The 17,548-nt window shown below is 71.8% G+C and carries 17 protein-coding genes; 8 read left to right on the top strand and 9 right to left on the bottom strand.

Features of this window, described 5'->3' with window-relative positions; genetic code table 11:
• Window positions 1-75: 75 nt before the first annotated feature.
• The gene (locus OG439_RS28450; protein ID WP_326943878.1) at window positions 76-1,149 is read left to right on the top strand and encodes an aldo/keto reductase; all 1,074 of its coding nucleotides are present in this window, start codon (window positions 76-78) and stop codon (window positions 1,147-1,149) included.
• On the opposite strand, the gene OG439_RS28455 is transcribed toward OG439_RS28450, so the two are convergent.
• Window positions 1,146-2,351: a metal-dependent hydrolase family protein gene (locus OG439_RS28455; RefSeq protein ID WP_326943879.1), complete on the bottom strand. Its 1,206-nt coding sequence runs from the start codon at window positions 2,349-2,351 to the stop codon at window positions 1,146-1,148. The genes OG439_RS28450 and OG439_RS28455 overlap by 4 nt on opposite strands.
• A 126-nt stretch (window positions 2,352-2,477) precedes the next feature.
• Here OG439_RS28455 and OG439_RS28460 point away from each other — a divergent pair, with 126 nt between their 5' ends.
• A complete protein-coding gene (locus OG439_RS28460; RefSeq protein WP_326943880.1) occupies window positions 2,478-3,215 on the top strand; it encodes an SDR family oxidoreductase in 738 nt (245 codons plus the stop codon).
• A 13-nt stretch (window positions 3,216-3,228) separates the two neighbouring features.
• Window positions 3,229-4,191 (top strand): sigma-70 family RNA polymerase sigma factor, encoded by a 963-nt coding sequence (locus OG439_RS28465; RefSeq protein ID WP_326943881.1) that lies wholly within the window; start codon window positions 3,229-3,231, stop codon window positions 4,189-4,191.
• Between the two features lie 116 nt (window positions 4,192-4,307).
• Here the strand turns inward: OG439_RS28465 and OG439_RS28470 are convergent, their stop codons facing one another.
• From OG439_RS28470 to OG439_RS28490, 5 genes are read right to left on the bottom strand one after another with little or no spacing between them, the layout of a single operon-like run.
• Entirely contained in the window at window positions 4,308-6,044 is a 1,737-nt protein-coding gene (locus tag OG439_RS28470; protein ID WP_326943882.1) for a glycoside hydrolase family 35 protein, read from the bottom strand.
• Window positions 6,037-7,497 (bottom strand): alpha-N-arabinofuranosidase, encoded by a 1,461-nt coding sequence (locus OG439_RS28475; RefSeq protein WP_326943883.1) that lies wholly within the window; start codon window positions 7,495-7,497, stop codon window positions 6,037-6,039. Before OG439_RS28475 ends, OG439_RS28470 begins: the two co-directional genes overlap by 8 nt.
• Window positions 7,494-8,831, bottom strand: coding sequence for an ABC transporter substrate-binding protein (locus tag OG439_RS28480; protein ID WP_326943884.1), 1,338 nt, complete (start codon window positions 8,829-8,831; stop codon window positions 7,494-7,496). Before OG439_RS28480 ends, OG439_RS28475 begins: the two co-directional genes overlap by 4 nt.
• 29 nt (window positions 8,832-8,860) lie before the next feature.
• Window positions 8,861-9,724, bottom strand: coding sequence for a carbohydrate ABC transporter permease (locus OG439_RS28485; RefSeq protein WP_326943885.1), 864 nt, complete (start codon window positions 9,722-9,724; stop codon window positions 8,861-8,863).
• On the bottom strand, window positions 9,724-10,548 hold the full coding sequence (locus OG439_RS28490; protein WP_326951630.1) for a carbohydrate ABC transporter permease: 825 nt from the start codon (window positions 10,546-10,548) through the stop codon (window positions 9,724-9,726). The genes OG439_RS28485 and OG439_RS28490 overlap by 1 nt, the downstream gene beginning before the upstream one ends.
• Window positions 10,549-10,753: 205 nt before the next feature.
• Between OG439_RS28490 and OG439_RS28495 the strand changes: the two genes are divergently transcribed.
• Both OG439_RS28495 and OG439_RS28500 read left to right on the top strand, forming a co-directional pair.
• The gene (locus tag OG439_RS28495) at window positions 10,754-11,740 is read left to right on the top strand and encodes a LacI family DNA-binding transcriptional regulator (protein ID WP_326951631.1); all 987 of its coding nucleotides are present in this window, start codon (window positions 10,754-10,756) and stop codon (window positions 11,738-11,740) included.
• A 128-nt stretch (window positions 11,741-11,868) separates the two neighbouring features.
• Entirely contained in the window at window positions 11,869-12,054 is a 186-nt protein-coding gene (locus OG439_RS28500; RefSeq protein ID WP_247056556.1) for a hypothetical protein, read from the top strand.
• A 7-nt stretch (window positions 12,055-12,061) separates the two neighbouring features.
• On the opposite strand, the gene OG439_RS28505 is transcribed toward OG439_RS28500, so the two are convergent.
• On the bottom strand, window positions 12,062-12,697 hold the full coding sequence (locus OG439_RS28505) for a DsbA family oxidoreductase (RefSeq protein WP_442788289.1): 636 nt from the start codon (window positions 12,695-12,697) through the stop codon (window positions 12,062-12,064).
• Between the two features lie 130 nt (window positions 12,698-12,827).
• Here OG439_RS28505 and OG439_RS28510 point away from each other — a divergent pair, with 130 nt between their 5' ends.
• A complete protein-coding gene (locus OG439_RS28510) occupies window positions 12,828-13,415 on the top strand; it encodes a QsdR family transcriptional regulator (protein ID WP_326943886.1) in 588 nt (195 codons plus the stop codon).
• A gap of 372 nt (window positions 13,416-13,787) precedes the next feature.
• Window positions 13,788-14,714 (top strand): bis(hydroxyethyl) terephthalate hydrolase, encoded by a 927-nt coding sequence (gene bdeA / locus OG439_RS28515; protein ID WP_326943887.1) that lies wholly within the window; start codon window positions 13,788-13,790, stop codon window positions 14,712-14,714.
• A 21-nt stretch (window positions 14,715-14,735) separates the two neighbouring features.
• Here bdeA and OG439_RS28520 read toward each other — a convergent pair whose 3' ends face one another.
• Entirely contained in the window at window positions 14,736-15,581 is an 846-nt protein-coding gene (locus tag OG439_RS28520; RefSeq protein WP_326943888.1) for a helix-turn-helix transcriptional regulator, read from the bottom strand.
• A gap of 100 nt (window positions 15,582-15,681) precedes the next feature.
• On the opposite strand from OG439_RS28520, the gene OG439_RS28525 reads away from it, so the two are divergent.
• A complete protein-coding gene (locus OG439_RS28525) occupies window positions 15,682-16,524 on the top strand; it encodes an aldo/keto reductase (RefSeq protein ID WP_326943889.1) in 843 nt (280 codons plus the stop codon).
• Here the strand turns inward: OG439_RS28525 and OG439_RS28530 are convergent.
• Window positions 16,511-17,482 (bottom strand): NAD(P)-dependent alcohol dehydrogenase, encoded by a 972-nt coding sequence (locus OG439_RS28530; RefSeq protein ID WP_326943890.1) that lies wholly within the window; start codon window positions 17,480-17,482, stop codon window positions 16,511-16,513. The two genes, OG439_RS28525 and OG439_RS28530, sit on opposite strands and share 14 nt — an antisense overlap.
• Window positions 17,483-17,548: the final 66 nt, after the last annotated feature.

Genomic DNA, 17,548 nt, shown 5'->3' on the forward strand with positions numbered 1-17,548 from the left:
TGGACTTGCCGGTCCAAAAAACTCTCGGCACCCTGGAGGAGTCCACCAGATTTCCGTTGCACAGGAGCACTTCCCATGGCACTCGACCAGTACTACCTCCTCGGCCGCTCGGGGCTGCGCGTCAGCCGGCTCGCGTTGGGGACGATGAACTTCGGCACCGGCGGCTTCCACGCCGCCTACGGGAAGACCGAGGACGAGGCCCGCCCGATCTTCCGCCGTTACCTCGACGGCGGTGGCAACTTCATCGACACCGCCGACTTCTACACCGCCGGCGAGAGCGAAACCATCCTCGGCAAGCTCATCGCCGAGGCGAACGTCCGCGACAAAGTCGTACTCACCACCAAGTTCACCAACAGCGTCGCGGACGGCGACCCGAACGCGGGCGGCAACGGGCGCAAGCACATGATCCGCGCCCTCGAGGCGTCGCTACGCCGGCTCGGCACCGACTACGTCGACCTCTTCCTTCTGCACACCTGGGACCGGCTCACCCCGGTCGAGGAGGTCATGCGCACGTTCGACGACCTCGTCCGCGCGGGCAAGATCCGTTACGCCGGCCTCTCAGACGTGCCCGCCTGGTACGCCTCGCGCGCCCAGACCTACGCCGAGGCGAACGCGCTCACACCCGTGATCAACCTGCAGCTGCCGTACTCCCTGGTCCAGCGCCAGATCGAGACCGAGCACGTCCCGCTGGGCCAGACACTCGGCCTCGGCGTCACGGCGTGGAGCCCGCTGGCCGGCGGTTTCCTCACCGGCAAATACCGCACCGGGACCGAAGGCCGGTTCGCCGACCCGGACGCCCAGACCTGGACCGACCGCGACTGGCAGCTGCTCAAGCCCCTGGAAGAGGTCGCGGGCAAGCTCGGCGTGACGATGGCCCAGGTCGCGCTCAACTGGGTCGCCACCCAGCCGGGCATCGCGTCCGCGATCGTCGGCGCCAGCAGCGCCGATCAGCTCGGCGCCAGCATGGCCGCCCTCGACTTCGAGATCCCCGCCGAGCTGCGCACACTCCTCGACAAGGCGAGCGCGCTCCCGCCGGCGTCGGTCTACCAGATGTTCACCCCGGACTACCAGAGCTGGATCGTCACGCCCGGCCTGAAGGTCGGCGACAAGCCCGAGGGCTACGCGCCGAGCGTGCGGAACTGGGTCTAGGCCACCACTGCCCCGCCCTGCACCACGTGCCGGAACGGCCGGGTCAGCACCCCGATGTCGGCGAGCGGGTCGCCGTCCACCACCACGAGGTCCGCGTGCGCGCCGATGGCCAGGGTGCCGATCTCGCCCGTCAAGTTCAGCAGGTCCGCCGCCGTCGACGTTGCCGCGCGGATCACCTCCAGGGGTGACTGGACTTCGGCTCGCAGGCGGAACTCGTGGTTCTGGTGGCGGTGCATGCCGCCCAGGAGGTCGGTGCCGTAGACCAGCTTGACGCCGCCGCGGGCCGCGCGGTCCAGGGCGGCCAGGCCCGCGTCGAGGACCTCGTCCACCTTGCGCCAGCTCGATTCCGGCAGGCCGTGCTCGCGGCCTTCCTCCTTCAGGGCCCAGTACGTCACGAGCGTCGGCACGAGGTACGCGTCCTGCGAAACGAACAGCTCGACACTGCGGTCGTCGAGGAGGTTGCCGTGTTCGATCGAGCGGACGCCCAGCTCCAGCGCCCGGTTGACGGCGCGGGCGGTGTACGCGTGCGCGGCGACGTACCGGTTCGCCGCCTCCGCCTCCTCGACGATCGCGCGCAGTTCGTCGGCCGAGTACTGCGTCGAGTCGATGCGGTCGGTCGGAGACGCGACGCCGCCCGAGGCCATCACCTTGAGGTGGTGGGCGCCCTTGCGCAGCTCGTCGCGCGCCGCGACGCGGACCGCGTCGACGCCGTCGGCGATCCGGTTGAGGCCCGCGCAGCACGGGTGGTCGTCCCGGACGTGGGTGCCGCGGGTGCGGCTGTCGCCGTGCCCGCCGGTCTGGCTCAGCGCCTTGCCGCAGAACAGCAGCCGCGGCCCGCGGAACAGCCCCTCCGCCTGCGCGTCGGCGAGGCCGTAGTCGGCGCCCGCGACGTCGCGGACCGTGGTGAAACCGCGGTCGAGCATCGCGCTCATGATGCGCGCGGCCTGAGCCGCCGCGTAGGCCGGTGACTGCGCCGGCAGCGAGCCGAGGTCCGCGGTCGACGCGGCGACGTGCACGTGCGCGTCGATCAGCCCGGGCAGCACGACGGCGCCGCGCAGGTCGAGCGTCCGCACGTCGGCGGCGGCCGGCCCCGGCCCGGCCTCGGCGATCCGGCCGTCGGCGCACCGCAGGTCCCCTTCGGTGTACTCCCCCGTCAGCGGGTCGAGCAGGCGGGCGTTGCGCAGGAGCAGCGAAGAGGTCACCACGCCATTGGATCGGGCCGCCGTCCCGGATTCAACTGTGACCCAGCTCACGTCGTTGTCGCGACGGTTTCCGGCGCTCCTGCCGGTCTTGATCCCGACCGCACCGCACCACCCCCGGAGGGCCTGATGTCCCACTCCAGTAAGACCGCCGTCGTCACCGGAGCCGGCCGCGGCTTCGGGCGCGCGATCGCCGCCGCGCTCGTCGCCGACGGCCACACCGTCGTCGGCATCGCACGCAGCGAAGCCGACCTCGACGCGGCCCGGGACGAGCTCGGCGAGCGCTTCGTGCCCGTCGCCGCCGACGCGACCGAGGACGCGCTCGCGCGAGACGTCATCCACGAGCACCGGCCGGCGCTGCTCGTGCTCAACGCCGGGGCCGTGCCGCCCATGGCGCCGATCCACGAACAGACCTGGGAGACCTTCAGCCGCAACTGGCACGTCGACACCCGGCACGTCTTCGCCTGGACGCGCGCCGCGCTGCGGGAACCCCTCGCGCCCGGCGGGGTCGTCGTGTCGATGTCGAGCGGGGCCGCCCTCGGCGGGTCGCCGCTCAGCGGCGGGTACGCCAGCGCGAAGGCCGCGGTCCGGTACCTGCGCGGGTACGCCGCCGGCGAGTCGGACCGCGCCGCGCTGGGCCTGCGGTTCGTCACGTTGCTGCCGCAGCTGACGCCCACCGCGGGTGTCGGCGCGGCGGGCGTCACCGGCTACGCCGCGCGTGCCGGCGTCGACCGCGACGCCTTCATCGAGGGCCTGCAGCCGGTCCTGACGCCGGAGCAGGTCGCCAAAGCCGTCCTCGACGTCGCTTCGGACGCCGGAAGCGCCGCCGAGTACCAGGTCGACGGTTCCGGGCTGCGCGCGCTCTAACGTGGACGGGACCATGACCGACTTCGCCGCGGAGACCGAGCCGTTCCGGCCGGAGCTGCTCGCGCACTGCTACCGCCTGCTCGGCTCGATCCACGACGCCGAGGACCTCGTGCAGGAGACCTACCTGCGGGCGTGGCGCGGGTTCGGCCGGTTCGAAGGCCGGTCCTCGGTGCGGCGGTGGCTGTACAAGATCGCGACCACGGCCTGCCTGACGGCGTTGGCGACCCGGGCCCGGCGGCCGCTGCCGTCGGGCCTGGGCGCGCCGGCCGACGACCACCGGGTGCCCGTCGCGGACGCGGAACCGTCGGTGCCGTGGCTGCAGCCGGTGCCGGACGCGCTGCTCGACCCGGCGGCGATCACCGCGGGCCGGGCCGGCGTGCGGCTGGCGTTCATCGCCGCGTTGCAACTGCTGCCCGCCCGGCAGCGGGCCGTGCTGACCCTGCGCGACGTGCTGGCGTTCCCGGCCGCCGACGTCGCCGGCATCCTCGACACGACGACCGACGCCGTCGACAGCGCGCTGCGCCGTGCCCGCACCCGGCTCGCCGAGGCGGCGCTGGCCGAAGACGACCTCGCCGAGCCCGGTGAACCCGCCCGCCGGACGCTGCTCGACAGCTACGTCGACGCGTTCGTCCGCGCCGACCCCGGCGCGCTGGTGACGCTGCTGCGCGCCGACGTCGAGCTGGAGATGCCCCCAATCCCGACGTGGTTCACCGGCCGGGACGCGGTCGTCGGGTTCCTCGCGAGCCGGGTGCTGCGCGAGGGCCGCTGGCACCTGGTCCCGACGCGCGCCAACGGCCAGCCGGCGCTGGTGGAGTACGCCAGGACAGGGAGCGGCTTCGAGGCCCACGGCGTCCAGGTGCTGACGCTCGCCGGCGACCGGATCGCGCGCATCACGGCGTTCAACGACCCGGCGCTGGTCCCGGCGTTCGGCCTGGCGCCGGCATGGAGCAGCCGGCCCGCGGTACCTGACGCGTGACTGCGCTGCGGTGATCGAGGAGGCCGTCATGGCCGAACAGGAGAACCACCACGGCTGGTCGCCCGACGTCGGCGGCGGCGACCCGGACGAACAGCCCGCCGGTACTCGGGCGCCGCTCAGGCCTCGGTGTGTCCCAGCAGCGGGCGCGGCACAAACCGGACTGCCGGGTCCAGCAGCGTGTCCAGCTCGAGGACCGCGAGTTCGTTGGCCCCGCTCCGGACCACCGGGCGTGGCACGTACAGCGTCCGCTGCGGCCCGCGCCGCCAGTACCGGCCGAGCAGGAAACCGTTGCACCACACCATTCCCTTGCCCCACCCGGCCGTGTCCAGGAACAGGTCGGCCGGCGCGGGGACGTCGAAGGACGCGCGCAGCAGCACCGGCCCGGCCACCGGACCCGCAACCTGAGCGGACGGCTCCGAAGAGCCCGGCAGCGCGGCCAGGTCGATCGGCAGCACTTCCCAGCCCAGCACCGGCGAACCGGCCACCGAGGCGCCGCCGACGATGCCCTTCGGCTCGCCGATCCGCGGGCCGTAGTCGACGCGGCCCTGGTCCTCCACCAGCACCAGCAGCTTCCCCGACGCCGGCAGCCGCACCGCGCGGTCGTGGTGCTCCCGCAGCAGCGTGCCGACGCGGACGCCGTCCAGGAACACCGTCGCCCGGTCGCGGACCTCGCCGAACACCAGCACCCCCGGCCCGTCGACCCAGGTCCGCAGCAGCGCCAGCCGCGGCACCGGGGACAGCTCGTCGAACACCGGCAGCTCTTCGCACCACTGCCACGTGCCCCAGCGCTCCGGGGCGTCGAGCAGGAACACCGGGTCACCCAGCGCCGCCGACGGCGTCGGGGCGGCCCGCGCCGGGGGCGGTGCCGCGTCCGGAACGTCGTGGTAGCGGGCGATCACGTCCCGGAACGCGTGGTACTTCGGCGTCGGGTCGCCGGCTTCGTCGAGCGGCGCGTCGTAGTCGTACGACGTGACGATCGGCCGGTAGACGCCCTTGTCGTTGGCGCCGCTGGTGAGGCCGAAGTTGGTGCCGCCGTGAAACATGTAGAGGTTGACCGACGCGCCCGCGGCGAGCAGCGCGTCGAGCTCGGCCGCCGCGTCCGGGGCGGACGTCGTGTGGTGGTGGGTGCCCCAGTCGTCGAACCAGCCGTTCCAGAACTCGGCGCACATCAGCGGCCCGGTCGGCTGGTGCGCGCGCAGGACCGCCAGCCGGGCCGCCGCGCCGGAACCGAACGACGCGGTCCGGTGCAGCCCGTCCAGGCCGCCCGCTTCGAGCATGTCCGGCTGGTCCACTGTGGTCAGTGGCACCGTGACACCCGCCTCGCGGGTGTACTCGGCCAGCGCCTTCAGGTACCGCTTGTCGTCGCCGAACGCGCCGTACTCGTTCTCGACCTGGACGAGCAGCACCGGCCCGCCGCGGTCGATCTGGTGCGGCGCAACGACTTCGAACACCCGCGTCAGGTACTCGCGCACGGCCGCGAGGTACCGCGGCTCGAACCGGCGCACGCCCACCGCGGGGTCCCGGAACAGCCACGCCGGCAGCCCGCCGTTGTCCCACTCCGCGCAGATGTACGGGCCGGGCCGGACGATCGCGTACATCCCGGCGGCGGCGACCAGGCGCAGGAACCGGTCGAGGTCGAGGCCGCCGGTGACGTCGAAGGTGCCGGGCTCGGGCGCGTGCGCGTTCCACGGCACGTACGTCTCGATGGTGTTGAGCCCCATCCGCCGCGCCTTGTCGATCCGGTCGGCCCACAGGTCCGGGTGCACCCGGAAGTAGTGCAGGGCGCCGGACAGGATCCGGAACGGCCGGCCGTCGAGCAGGAAGTCCGTGTCCCCGATGGCGAACTCAGGCATCCGCGCCCGCCAGCCGGAGCACGGTCCAGGACAGGGGCGGCAGCGTCGCGGTGATGACGGTTCCCTTCGCGTCGGACGTCGCTCCCGGGCCGGGCAGCGGCACCGGGCCCGCGGCGCCGAGGGTCTCGGCGGCGGCGACCGCGAACCTCCCGCCGCGGAGCCGGATCTCGACGTCGGTGCTCGTCTTCGTGGCGCGATTGGTCAGGAACACCGCACCGGCGGCCCCGTCAAGAGTCGCGGCGACGTCGACAAGATCGACCTCGCCGTGCTGGGCGGTGCGGATCCGGTCGCCCCCGACGGACAACCGCAGGCTCACGCCCCGGGCCAACGACGAGACCAGCCGGAACGGGTGGAACGTCGGCTGCCGCCAAGCCGGACCGCCGGGCTCGGTGCGGATCGGCGCGATGGCGTTCACCAGCTGCGCCTGGCTGGCCATGGTGACGCGGTCGACGTTGCGCAGCAACGAACCCAGCAGCGAGCCGACGACCACCGCGTCGGTGTGGGTGAACGTGTCTTCGAGCAGCGGCGGATGCTCTCGCCAGCCCCCGGCGACGAGCCGCGGCTGGTCGGTCTCGGTCCAGCGGCGCAGGTCCCAGACGTTCCACTCGTCGACGCTGATCCCGACGGGACTCCCGACCTCGTCGATGATCCCGGCCGCCGTCCGGATGTAGGCGTCCAGCGCCGACGCGCTCGCGAGGTAGCTGTCGGTGTCGCCGTCGAGCTCCTGGTAGTAGGCGTGCAGCGAGATGTGGTCGACCAGCCCGGCGGTGTGGCGCAGCACCGTGCGTTCCCACGAGCCGAACGTCGGCATGTCGGCGTGGGAGCTGCCCGCGACCACCAGCTCGACGTCCGGGTCGATCATCCGCATGAGCCGCGCGGTCTCGGCGGCCAGCCGGCCGTACTCGTCGGCCGTCTTGTGCCCGATCTGCCAGGGGCCGTCCATCTCGTTGCCCAGGCACCACAGCCGGAAGCCGAACGGGCGGTCGGCGCCGTTCGCGCGCCGCCGCTCGCTCAGCTCGGTGCCGCCGGGGTGGTTGCAGTACTCCAGGACGTCGGCGGCCTCGGAGATCCCGCGGGTGCCGAGGTTGACCGCGTACATCACCTCGACGTCCGCGGCTTCGGCCCACGCCGCGAACTCGTGCAGCCCGAACCGGTTCGATTCGACGCTGTGCCACGCGGGATCGAGCCGGACCGGCCGGTCGGGCCCGACGCCGTCCTCCCAGCGGTAGGCCGAGACGAAGTTCCCGCCGGGGTAGCGCACCACCGTCGGGCCCAGCTCCCGGACCAATTCCAGGACGTCGCCACGGAAGCCACGGCTGTCCGAAGTGGAGTGTCCCGGTTCGTGGATCCCGGTGTAAACGGCCCGGCCCAGGTGCTCGACGAACGAGCCGAAGAGGCGACGCGGGACCGGACCGACAGCCTCGCGGACGTCACCTTCGATCCGGACGCTCATCCCGCGGTGACCGTGAAGCCCTGCTGGTTGCCGTAGTCGACCAGCGCCTTCTGCCACGCGGCCAGCCCGGCCTCGAGGCTCGTGCCGTTGAGGTAGGCCTGGCCGACGGTGTCGGTGAAGACGCTGTTCGCGTAGGTCTGGTAGGGCAGGTACGTCCAGCCTTTCGCGACGTCCTTCGACGCCTGCGTCAGCACCTGGTTGACCTTCTGGCCACCGAAGTACGGCACGGCCTCGTCGACGAACGCGGGCGAGGTCAGGTCCGCCGTGGTGGCCGGGAAACCGCCGCTCTCGATGAACGGCTTGACGCCGTTGCCGTGGTTGAGCCAGCGCACGAACGCCGCGCCCAGCGCCGGGTTCTTGCTCTGCTTGAGCACCGACTGCGTGCTGCCGCCGTTCTCCGCGGTGACCGGCTGCCCGTCGTAGGTCGGCATCGGCGCCACCGCCCACTTGCCGACGCCGCCGGGGACCGAGGACTTGAAGTTGCCGGGCATCCAGGCCCCGGTGACCAGCGAGGAGACGGTGCCGTCGCCGAGCGCGCGGAACCAGTCGTCGGACCACTCCTTGACCGGCGCGAGCAGCTTGCCCGCGATCAGCTGGTCCCACAGCGCGGTCCACTTCTTCGCGCCCGCGTCCGCCAGGTTGATCTTCACGTTCCGGCCGTCGGTGGTGAACGGGTGCCCGCCCGCCTGCCAGATCATGCTCAGCGCGAAGCCGGGGTCACCGGTGTCGGAGGTGATGTACTTCGTCGGGTCGGCCGCGTGCAGCTTCTTCGCCGCGGCGACGTACTCCTCCCAGGTCTTCGGCACGGTGATGCCGTTTTTGTCGAAGACCTCCTTGTTGTAGAACAACGCCATCGGGCCGGAGTCCTGCGGCAGGCCGTAGAGCCCGTTGTCGTTCTTCACCTGGGCCCAGGTCGACGCGCTGTAGTCCTTTTCGAACGCCTGGAAGCCGAACTGGCCGAGGTCGGCGAGCGAGTCGGTCAGCGCGAACTGCGGCAGCGCGTAGTACTCGACCTGCGCGACGTCCGGGGCGCCGGAGCCGGCCTTGATCGCGTTCTGCAGCTTGGTGTACTCGTCCTTGTTCGTGCCCGCGTTGACGTAGTTGACCTTGACGTTCGGGAACTCCTTCTCGAACGCCGCGACCTGGTCCTTCGCCGACGGCGTCCAGCTCCAGTAGGTGATCTCGCCGCCGGCCTTCAGCGCGGCGTCGACGGAGTCCTGGGTACCGGTGGCGCCGGCCGGCCCGGACGAGCTTCCGGACGAGCAGCCGACGGCCAGCAGTGCGGCCAGCGCGACGGCGCCGAACGCCTTGGCGCGACTACGGGTGCGTGACATCGAGTGTCCCTTCACGACGGTGTGACGGTTTATTGCTTGACGCTGCCCGCACTGAGCCCGGACTGCCAGAAGCGTTGCAGGAGCAGGAAAGCGACGACGAGCGGGATGATCGTGAGCAGTGAGCCGGTGAGCACCAGGTTGAACACCGGCTGCGCGCCGGCGCCGGAGGCCTGCGCGCTCCACTGGTTCAGCCCGACGGTCAGCGGGTACCACTTCGGCTCGCTGAGCATGATCAAGGGCAGGAAGTAGTTGTTCCAGGTGGACACCATGGTGAACAGCGCGACGGTCACCACGCCGGGGATCAGCTGGCGCAGCGTCACGGTGAAGAAGATCCGGAGCTCCCCCGCGCCGTCGATCCGCGCCGCCTCCATCAGCTCGTCGGGGATGGCTTCGGCGGCGTACACCCAGATCAGGTAAAGCCCGAACGGGCTGATCAGCGACGGGATGATGATGGCCAGCGGGGTGTTGGTCAGCCCGAGCTTGCTGAACATCAGGAACGTCGGCACGGCGAGCGCCGTCCCGGGCACGGCCACCGCGCCGAGGACGACGGCGAACACCGCCTTGCGGCCGGGGAAACGGTACTTGGCCATCCCGTACCCCGCCGCGGTGGCGAGGATCGTCGCGCCGCCGGCCCCGGCGCCGACGTAGAGCAGCGTGTTCCCCAGCCAGCGCAGGAAGATACCGTTGTCGTAGGTGAACGTCTGCCCGATGTTGTCGAACAATGCGAACGGGCCGCCGAACGACAGACCCGAACTGGTGAACAGCGCGGCCTGCGTCTTGGTCGCGTTGATCACCAGCCACACCAGCGGGACGAGGGTGTAGAGCAGGTACAGCGCCATGACCGTGGTGAGCACGCGGGAACGCCGCGGCCGCGTCACGGAAACTGCCGTCATCACATCCCCTTCCGGGCGCCGCGCAGCTGGACGACGTAGGCGATGACGGCGGTGATCGCACCCATCACGATCGCGACCGTGGCGGAGTAGTTGTACTGCTGGCCGCCGAAGGAGAGGTTGTAGGCGTACATGTTCGGCGTGTAGAACGTGCCGATCACGTTGGGCGCCAGCGTCCGCATGATGTTCGGCTCGTTGAACAGCTGGAAGCTGCCGATGATCGAGAAGATCGTGGCGATCACGATCGCGCCCCGCAACGCCGGGAGCTTGATGCTCGCGATGGTGCGGAACGCGCCCGCGCCGTCGATCGCCGCCGCCTCGAACAGCTCCTTCGGGATCACCTTCAGCGCGGAGTAGAAGATGAGCATGTTGTAACCCACGAACTCCCACGTGACGACGTTGCCGATCGAGGCGAGCATCCAGTGGTCCGACAGCGGTTTCACGACGTCGCGCCCGAGCAGGTGGTTCAGGTCCGCGGCCAGTCCGAAGTGGTCGCCGTAGATGAAGCCCCACATCAGCGCGGCGACCACCGCGGGCACGGCGTAGGGCAGGAAGATCACGATCCGGAAGAACCCGGCCGCGTGCAGCCGGGCACTGTCGATCGCCAGCGCCGCGACCAGCGCGAGCAGCAGCATCACCGGCACCTGGACGGCGAGGAACAGCAGCACCCGCAGGAAGGACGCCCAGAACTTCGCGTCGGCGAGCACGTCGGCGTAGTTGGCGGCGCCGACGAACGTCGTCCCGCCGAAGAAGGCCTGGTCGCGGAAGAGGCTGAGGCCGAACGCGTAGATGATCGGCGCGAGGAACGTCAGCGCGAACACGACCATGAACGGGGCGACGAAGAGCCAGCCACGCCACTGCCGCCGAGACCTGCGGGGCAGTGAAGCCACTGTGGACGTCATCGTCCCTCCGGCGGTTCGTGCTGATGTTTACGTCAACATGGACGATCGGGAGGGTAACGTGTTGACGTAAACATGTCCAGGAGATCGAGGAGTACCTGTGTCGGCTGCACCCGCCCGCCGTGGACCGTCGATGGCGGACGTGGCCCGCGAGGCCGGTGTCTCGGGCCAGACGGTCTCGCGGGTGGCGAACGGCCGGACGAACGTCGACGACGCCACGCGCGAGCGCGTCCTGGCCGCGATGCGCCGGATCGGCTACCGGCCCAACAGCGCGGCCCGCGCGCTGCGCAACGGGACGTTCCGCAGCATCGGCGTGATCATCTCGGCGCTGCCGACCTTCGGGAACAGCCGCACGCTCGACGCCATCGCGGCGGCGGTCGTCGCGGAGGGGTTCTCGATCATCCTGATGCCGGTGACGCGCCCGACGCAGGGCGAGGTCACCGGCGCGTTCAGCAAGCTGAACGAGCAGGCCGTCGACGGCGTCGTCATCCTCATCGAGCAGCACCAGCTCGACCAGAGCGAGATCGAGCTGCCGCACGGCCTCCCGGTCGTGGTGATCGACTCCAGCGCCCGCTACGACTACCCGGTCGTCGACACCGACCAGGCCGACGGCGCGGCGACCGCGACCCGGCACCTGCTCGACCTCGGGCACCGCACGGTCTGGCACATCGCGGGCCCGCCGCAGTCGTACGCGGCCGAGCGGCGCCGGAAGTCGTGGCAGGCCACCTTGGAGCGGGCCGGGCGTGAGGTGCCGCCGGCGTTGACCGGCGACTGGTCCCCCGAGTCGGGCTACCGCGCGGGCCGGTGGCTCGCCACGGACCCGGCGGTGACGGCGGTGTTCGCGGCGAACGACCAGATGGCGCTCGGCCTGCTGCGCGCGTTGCACGAAGCCGGCCGGAGCGTGCCGGGCGAGGTGAGCGTCGTGGGCTTCGACGACATGGACGAGTCCGCCCACTTCTGGCCGCCGTTGACGACGATCCGCCAGTCGTTCGAGGCGGTCGGCCGTCACGCGGTGGCGGCCCTGCTCGCCGAGATCGCGGCGGACGTCGAAGCGGGCGCGCCGGTGACCGTCCCGACCGAACTGGTCGTGCGCGCCAGCACGGCACCGCCGCCGGAATAGCCGGTTTCACCCCGCGTCCCAGGGGGAACTACTGGCCACCAGCCGGACGGCGATTTTGTTGCCCGGTAACGCAAATGCCGTAGTGGTGTGGACCATTCAGCGGTGTCCACCAAGGAAACGAGGACGTCATGCTCGCCATCGTCGCCGCAGTGCTGTTCGGGATCGCCCTGATCATGGAGCTCGCCGGGTTCAGCCTCGGCCCGGTCATCACCACGAGCACCCTGACCACCGCCGGGCTCCTGTGCGTCGCGCTGCACCTGGCCGGTGTCGCCACCGACCGCTCGCGCTTCAGCCGGAGCCGTCGTCGCCGCTGACCCGCCGCTAGCCCGCCGCGGGCTCCAGAGCCCGGCGCAGCACCTGGGTGAACACCTCGGGTGTCTGCGCGCCGGCGACGCCGAACCGGCTGTCGATCACGAAGAACGGCACGCCGGTCGCCCCGAGGGCCCGCGCCTGCTCGCCGTCCGCCTCGACTTCCGCTTCGTAGGCGCCGGACGCCAGCACGGCGCGGGCCTCGTCGGCGTCCAGGCCGGCTTCGGCGGCCAGCTCGACCAGCGAGTCGCGGTCGAACAGCGACCGCCGCTCGGTGAAGTGCGCGCGGTAGAAGCGGTCGACGACCTCGTCGGCCAGGCCGCGATCGGCGGCGAGGTGGACCAGCCGGTGCCCGTCGACGGTGTTTCCCATGTGGACACCGTCGAGGTGGTACTCGAGCCCGTCGGCCGCGGCGCGCTGTTCCATCTGCGCCTCCATCTCGTCGGCCTCTTCGAGCGTCCGGCCGTACTTCTCCGAGAGGAGCTCGCGCGTCGGCCGCGACGTCCCGCGCGGGAACGACGGGTCGAGCTGGAACGAGTGGTGCACCACCTCGACGTCCACGCCGAGCTCGGCCACGGCCTGCTCGAACCGGCGCTTGCCGAGGTAGCACCACGGGCAGACGAGATCGGACCAGATGTCGACGCGCACGACGTACTCCTTGATCGGGAACTCCCACCACCGTAACCACGGAGCGCCACGCACTTCAACGTAACCGTCGGCGACCTGCGGGGAATTCCCTGCGCTCAGGGGGATCCGGGCGGGTACTAGGCTGCGCCCGGTGACTGTCTCGACCGACGACATCGTCCGGCACGCGGCCCGGCTGCTGTTCGCCGGCACCCGCCTCGACCTCGGCCGGATGGCCGCCGAGCTGGGGATCTCGCGCACGACGTTCTTCCGCCGCGTCGGCAACCGCGACGACCTGATGGGCGCCGGGCTCCTGCTGCTGTCCGACCGCACCTGGCAGCAGGCGCTGGAGCGCTGGCACGCGAAGCACGGCGACGACGTCCGCGGCCCGGACGGGCGGCTGCGCTGCCTGTGGGTGATGGAGGAGTACCGCCGCGAGGTCGCCGGCAACGAGGGCATGCGCAAGCTGTTCGCGACCGAGTCGACGGTCGCGCTGCGGGTCCTGACCGACCCGCGCGGCGGCGTCCAGCCCGCCCTGGTCGACGCGCACGTCGACCTGTTCCGCGCCGACGCCGAGGCCGCCGAGCTCACCCCGCTGGTCCCGCTGCCCGACCTGGCGTTCGCCGTGGTCCGCCTGGGCGAGTCGTTCCTCTACTCGGACGTCCTGGCCGCGCGCGCGGTCGACCTGGCGGTGGCGACGACGCTGCTCGACAAGCTCGTCCAAGGCGCCCTGGAGCGCTAGGCGGTGTCCTGCGAGTCAAAGCTCGCGGTCTTCGCGCCCAGGCGGCCCCTGACGGCACGGGCGGATCGCCCGAGTACAACCCCGGTACGAGGGCGCCCCGCCCGCGCCGCCAGGAACCACCTGGATCACGAAGCCCATCGAGCAGACCCACAGGACACCGCCTAGGCCGGGCGCTCATTCACCAACAACCGGACAATTCCTCACCCGTTCGGCCGTTGTGGAACATTTAGCCGAAGTGTTTCATGGGGCGACGGGAGCGGCTCACTCCGCCTCCTCGCACGCGGCATGCGTTCCCCTGCCGTGCAACGGTTCCATCGATCCGCCGTCCGTATCCGGGCGCACTTTCGCCTGCCCGGGGAAAGAGAGCGATCCATGTCCGTACTCACCAGCCCGCCGACGTCGTCTGGCTCGGGTGAGAAGACCCGCCGCCTCGGCTGGCGCAGCAAGACCGCCGGTGTCGTGGTGGCCGCGCTGGCGCTGACCACCGGTGTCGTCGCGCCGGCCCCGGCCGCCGCGAACCCCTACGAACGGGGTCCGGCACCGACCACGTCCAGCATCGAAGCCAGCCGCGGCAGCTTCGCGACCGGCACCACCACGGTGTCCCGGCTGGCCGTCTCCGGCTTCGGCGGCGGCACCATCTACTACCCGACCAGCACGACCGCCGGCACGTTCGGCGCGATCTCGATCGCCCCCGGCTTCACGGCCACCCAGTCGAGCATCTCCTGGCTGGGCCCGCGGCTCGCGTCGCAGGGGTTCGTGGTGTTCACCATCGACACGCTGACCACGAGCGATCAGCCCGACAGCCGGGGCAGGCAGCTGCTGTCCTCTTTGGACTACCTGACCCAGCAGAGCTCGGTGCGGTCGCGGATCGACAGCAGCAGGCTCGGCGTCGTCGGGCACTCGATGGGCGGCGGCGGCACCCTGGAGGCGGCGCGCTCACGGCCGTCCCTGCAGGCGGCCATCCCGCTGACCGGCTGGAACCTGACGAAGAGCTGGTCGACCGTGCGGGTGCCGACGCTGGTCGTCGGGGCCCAGGCGGACACCGTCGCGCCGGTGGCGTCGCACTCGATCCCGTTCTACACGAGCCTGCCGTCCTCTTTGGACAAGGCGTACCTGGAACTGCGCGGTGCCAGCCACTTCGCGCCGAACTCGGCGAACACGACGATCGCAAAGTACACGCTGTCGTGGCTCAAGCGGTTCATCGACGACGACACCCGGTACGAGCAGTTCCTCTGCCCGATCCCGGGCACCAGCACGACGATCTCCGACTACCGGGGCAACTGCCCGCACGCCGGCTGACCGGTCCGCCGGGCCCGCGCTTCACCGCCGCGCGGGCTCGGTGGCCCACTGCAACAGGAACCGCAACGCGGATTCCGAGTCGGACCCGGGCTCGGCGGTGTAGGCCACCAGCCGCTGGCCCGGGTGCGTCTCCACCGAGAACTGCTGGACGTCCAAGGTGACCGCGCCCGCCACCGGGTGCACGTAGGTCTTGGTCAGCTCCCGCGGCCCGCGCACCTGGTGGCTGCTCCACCACGACCGGAACTCCGCGTCCTTCAGCACCAGCTCGCCGACCAGCGCGGCCAGCACCGGGTCGGCGGGGTCCCGGCCGGCCTCCATGCGCAGCACCTCGACGCACGCGCGCGCCGCCCGCGGCCAGTCCGCGTAGCGGGAGCGGTAACCGGCGTCGAGGAACGTCAGCCGGATCAGGTTGCGCTCGGCCGGCGCCAGCGCGCCGAAGTCGATCAGCAGGGCGACGGCCGCGCGGTTCCACGCCAGCACGTCCTGCCGGCGGTTCAGCACCAGCGCCGGGATGTCGGGCATGCCGTCGAGCAGCCGCCGCAACGGGCCCGCGACCCGATCCGCCGTGGGCGGCCGGGGCGAGGTGCGCGGCGCGACGTCGGCGAGGGTGAACAGGTACGCGCGCTCGTCCGGGGCCAGCCGGAGGGCGTCCGCGAGCGCGTCCAGGATCGTGCGGGACACCCGCCGGGTGCGGCCCTGCTCCAGCCGGATCACGTAGTCCGTGCTCACGTGCGCGAGCTGGGCCAGTTCCTCCCGCCGCAGGCCGGGCACCCGCCGCGGCCGGCCGTCGTCGGGCAGCCCCGCCCGGCGCGGGTCGAGCGCGGCGCGGCGGGCCCGCAGGAACTCGCCCAGTTCGGTGCCATCCATCCCTCCAGTGTCCGCCGGTCGGCGCCCGGCTGCCTGGTACGCGCGTGCATAGGCAGCACCCTCCCTGGTCCGGCGCCCGCGGCCGGCCGACGGTGGGGTCATGACCACTCCACGAATCGGTTACGGCGCGATGCGGCTCACCGGGCCGGGCCACTGGGGCGACTACCCCGACCGCGAGGGCGGCGTCGAGCTGCTACGCCAGGTCGCCGACGCCGGCGTGACGCTGATCGACACCGCCGACGTCTACGGCCCGCACACCAACGAGCTGCTGATCCGCGACGCGCTCCACCCGTACCCGGAGCACCTGCGGATCGCGACCAAGGGCGGGTTCGTCCGCAGCGGCCCGGAGATCTCGACGATCGCCGCGCTCGGCCACCGCCAGTACCTCCGCCAGTCCGCGAAGCTGAGCGCGCGGCGTCTCGGCGTCGAGCGGATCGACCTCTACTACCTGCACAGCGGCTGGGCGCGGGACGCGTCGTTCGAGGAGCAGGTCGGCACCCTCGCCGAGCTGCGGGAGGAGGGCGTGATCGGCGACATCGGCCTGTCGAACGTGACGCTCGATCAGCTCCGCACCGCGCAGAGCATCGTCGACGTCGCCGCCGTCACCGCGCACTACAACGTCGCGGACCGTCACGAGCAACCGCTGCTGGACGCCGCCACCGAGGCCGGCGCGGTCTTCGTCCCGTGGCAGCCGGTGTCGCTGTCCGTCCCGGGAGCGCCGACGGACACCGCCGGGCCGGCCGCGGTCCGCCGCGTGCTCGAGCCCATCGCCACGCGGCACGGCGCGACCGTCTCGCAGGTCGCGCTGGCCTGGCTGCTCGGCCGCTCCCCCGCCGTCCTGCCGATCCCCGGCACGACGTCCATCGCACACGTGCGGGAGAACCTGGCCGCCGCGGACCTCGTCCTGAGCCCCGACGAACACACGGCGATCACCGGGTTATGACGACCTTTCCCTTGGCGTGCCCCGCTTCCTGGTACGCAATCGCCTCGCGGAGGTCGCCGAACGGGTAACTCCGATCGATCACCGGCGTGAGGGCGCCGGACTCGGCGTACCCGGCCAGCCTGCTCAGGACCGCCTTCTTGTCGCGGCAGGCCACCGCGTCCGCGAGCACGACCTTCCGTCCGGTGAAGGGCCCGGCGGCCAGCGCACCGAACACGTGGCCGGCCGGCTGCACCCAGCGCCCGGCCGGGCCGCCGACGGCGACGAACCGGCCCGTCCGGGACAGCAGCCGCCGGCAGGCCGGAAGCGATCGGCTGCCCGCGATGTCCAGGAGAACGTCGTAGGTGCGGCCGCCGCGGGTGAAGTCGTCTTCGCGGTAGTCGGTCACCTCGGTAGCGCCGAGCGAGCGGGCGAGGTCGGCGTTGGCCGCGCCGCAGACGGCGTCGACCCGCGCGCCGAGCGCCTTGGCCAGCTGGACGGCGAAGGTGCCGACCCCGCCGGAAGCGCCGTTGACCAGGACGCGGTGCCCGCGTTCCACCCCGCTCAGGGCGACCAGCGCGGTGACGGCCGCCATCGGCATCGCCGCCGCCTGCGCGTGGGACAGGTTCGCGGGTTTCGGGGCGAGCAGGTCTTCGGGAACGGTGACGTACTCGGCGTATGCCCCGTGCGGCAGCAGCGCGTAGACGTCGTCGCCGGGCCGGAACGCCGTCACACCTTCGCCGACCGCCTCGACCCGGCCCGCCAGGTCGCAGCCGAGGATCACGGCGCGTGGCCGTCGCGGGCCGCCGGGCATCAGGCGCGCGATCCGCGGCTCGCCGCGCATGTAGTGCCAGTCGTAGGGGTTCACGGAGGTGGCAAGCACCCGGACCAGCACCTCACCGGCGGCGGGCACCGGCTCGGCGACGTCCTCGAAACTCAGGTGCTCGGGCGGGCCGTACGCGTGCAGGACCAGCGCTTTCATAGCGTCTCCCCGGCTCTTACAACGTAAGTCGTACGTTGTAAGGCGACCGTACGCTGTAAGGCACAT

Source organism: Amycolatopsis sp. NBC_01307 (assembly GCF_035975215.1).
Classification (GTDB): domain Bacteria; phylum Actinomycetota; class Actinomycetes; order Mycobacteriales; family Pseudonocardiaceae; genus Amycolatopsis.

What these genes read in the sequence shown, in the direction of transcription:
- OG439_RS28450 (WP_326943878.1), top strand. Translation starts at nt 76, where the DNA reads ATGGCACTCGACCAGTACTACCTCCTCGGCCGCTCGGGGCTGCGCGTC.
- OG439_RS28460 (WP_326943880.1), top strand. Translation starts at nt 2,478, where the DNA reads ATGTCCCACTCCAGTAAGACCGCCGTCGTCACCGGAGCCGGCCGCGGC.
- OG439_RS28465 (WP_326943881.1), top strand. Translation starts at nt 3,229, where the DNA reads ATGACCGACTTCGCCGCGGAGACCGAGCCGTTCCGGCCGGAGCTGCTC.
- OG439_RS28470 (WP_326943882.1), bottom strand. Translation starts at nt 6,044, where the DNA reads ATGCCTGAGTTCGCCATCGGGGACACGGACTTCCTGCTCGACGGCCGG.
- OG439_RS28475 (WP_326943883.1), bottom strand. Translation starts at nt 7,497, where the DNA reads ATGAGCGTCCGGATCGAAGGTGACGTCCGCGAGGCTGTCGGTCCGGTC.
- OG439_RS28480 (WP_326943884.1), bottom strand. Translation starts at nt 8,831, where the DNA reads ATGTCACGCACCCGTAGTCGCGCCAAGGCGTTCGGCGCCGTCGCGCTG.
- OG439_RS28485 (WP_326943885.1), bottom strand. Translation starts at nt 9,724, where the DNA reads ATGACGGCAGTTTCCGTGACGCGGCCGCGGCGTTCCCGCGTGCTCACC.
- OG439_RS28490 (WP_326951630.1), bottom strand. Translation starts at nt 10,548, where the DNA reads ATGGTCGTGTTCGCGCTGACGTTCCTCGCGCCGATCATCTACGCGTTC.
- OG439_RS28495 (WP_326951631.1), top strand. Translation starts at nt 10,754, where the DNA reads ATGGCGGACGTGGCCCGCGAGGCCGGTGTCTCGGGCCAGACGGTCTCG.
- OG439_RS28500 (WP_247056556.1), top strand. Translation starts at nt 11,869, where the DNA reads ATGCTCGCCATCGTCGCCGCAGTGCTGTTCGGGATCGCCCTGATCATG.
- bdeA (WP_326943887.1), top strand. Translation starts at nt 13,788, where the DNA reads ATGTCCGTACTCACCAGCCCGCCGACGTCGTCTGGCTCGGGTGAGAAG.
- OG439_RS28520 (WP_326943888.1), bottom strand. Translation starts at nt 15,581, where the DNA reads ATGGATGGCACCGAACTGGGCGAGTTCCTGCGGGCCCGCCGCGCCGCG.
- OG439_RS28525 (WP_326943889.1), top strand. Translation starts at nt 15,682, where the DNA reads ATGACCACTCCACGAATCGGTTACGGCGCGATGCGGCTCACCGGGCCG.
- OG439_RS28530 (WP_326943890.1), bottom strand. Translation starts at nt 17,482, where the DNA reads ATGAAAGCGCTGGTCCTGCACGCGTACGGCCCGCCCGAGCACCTGAGT.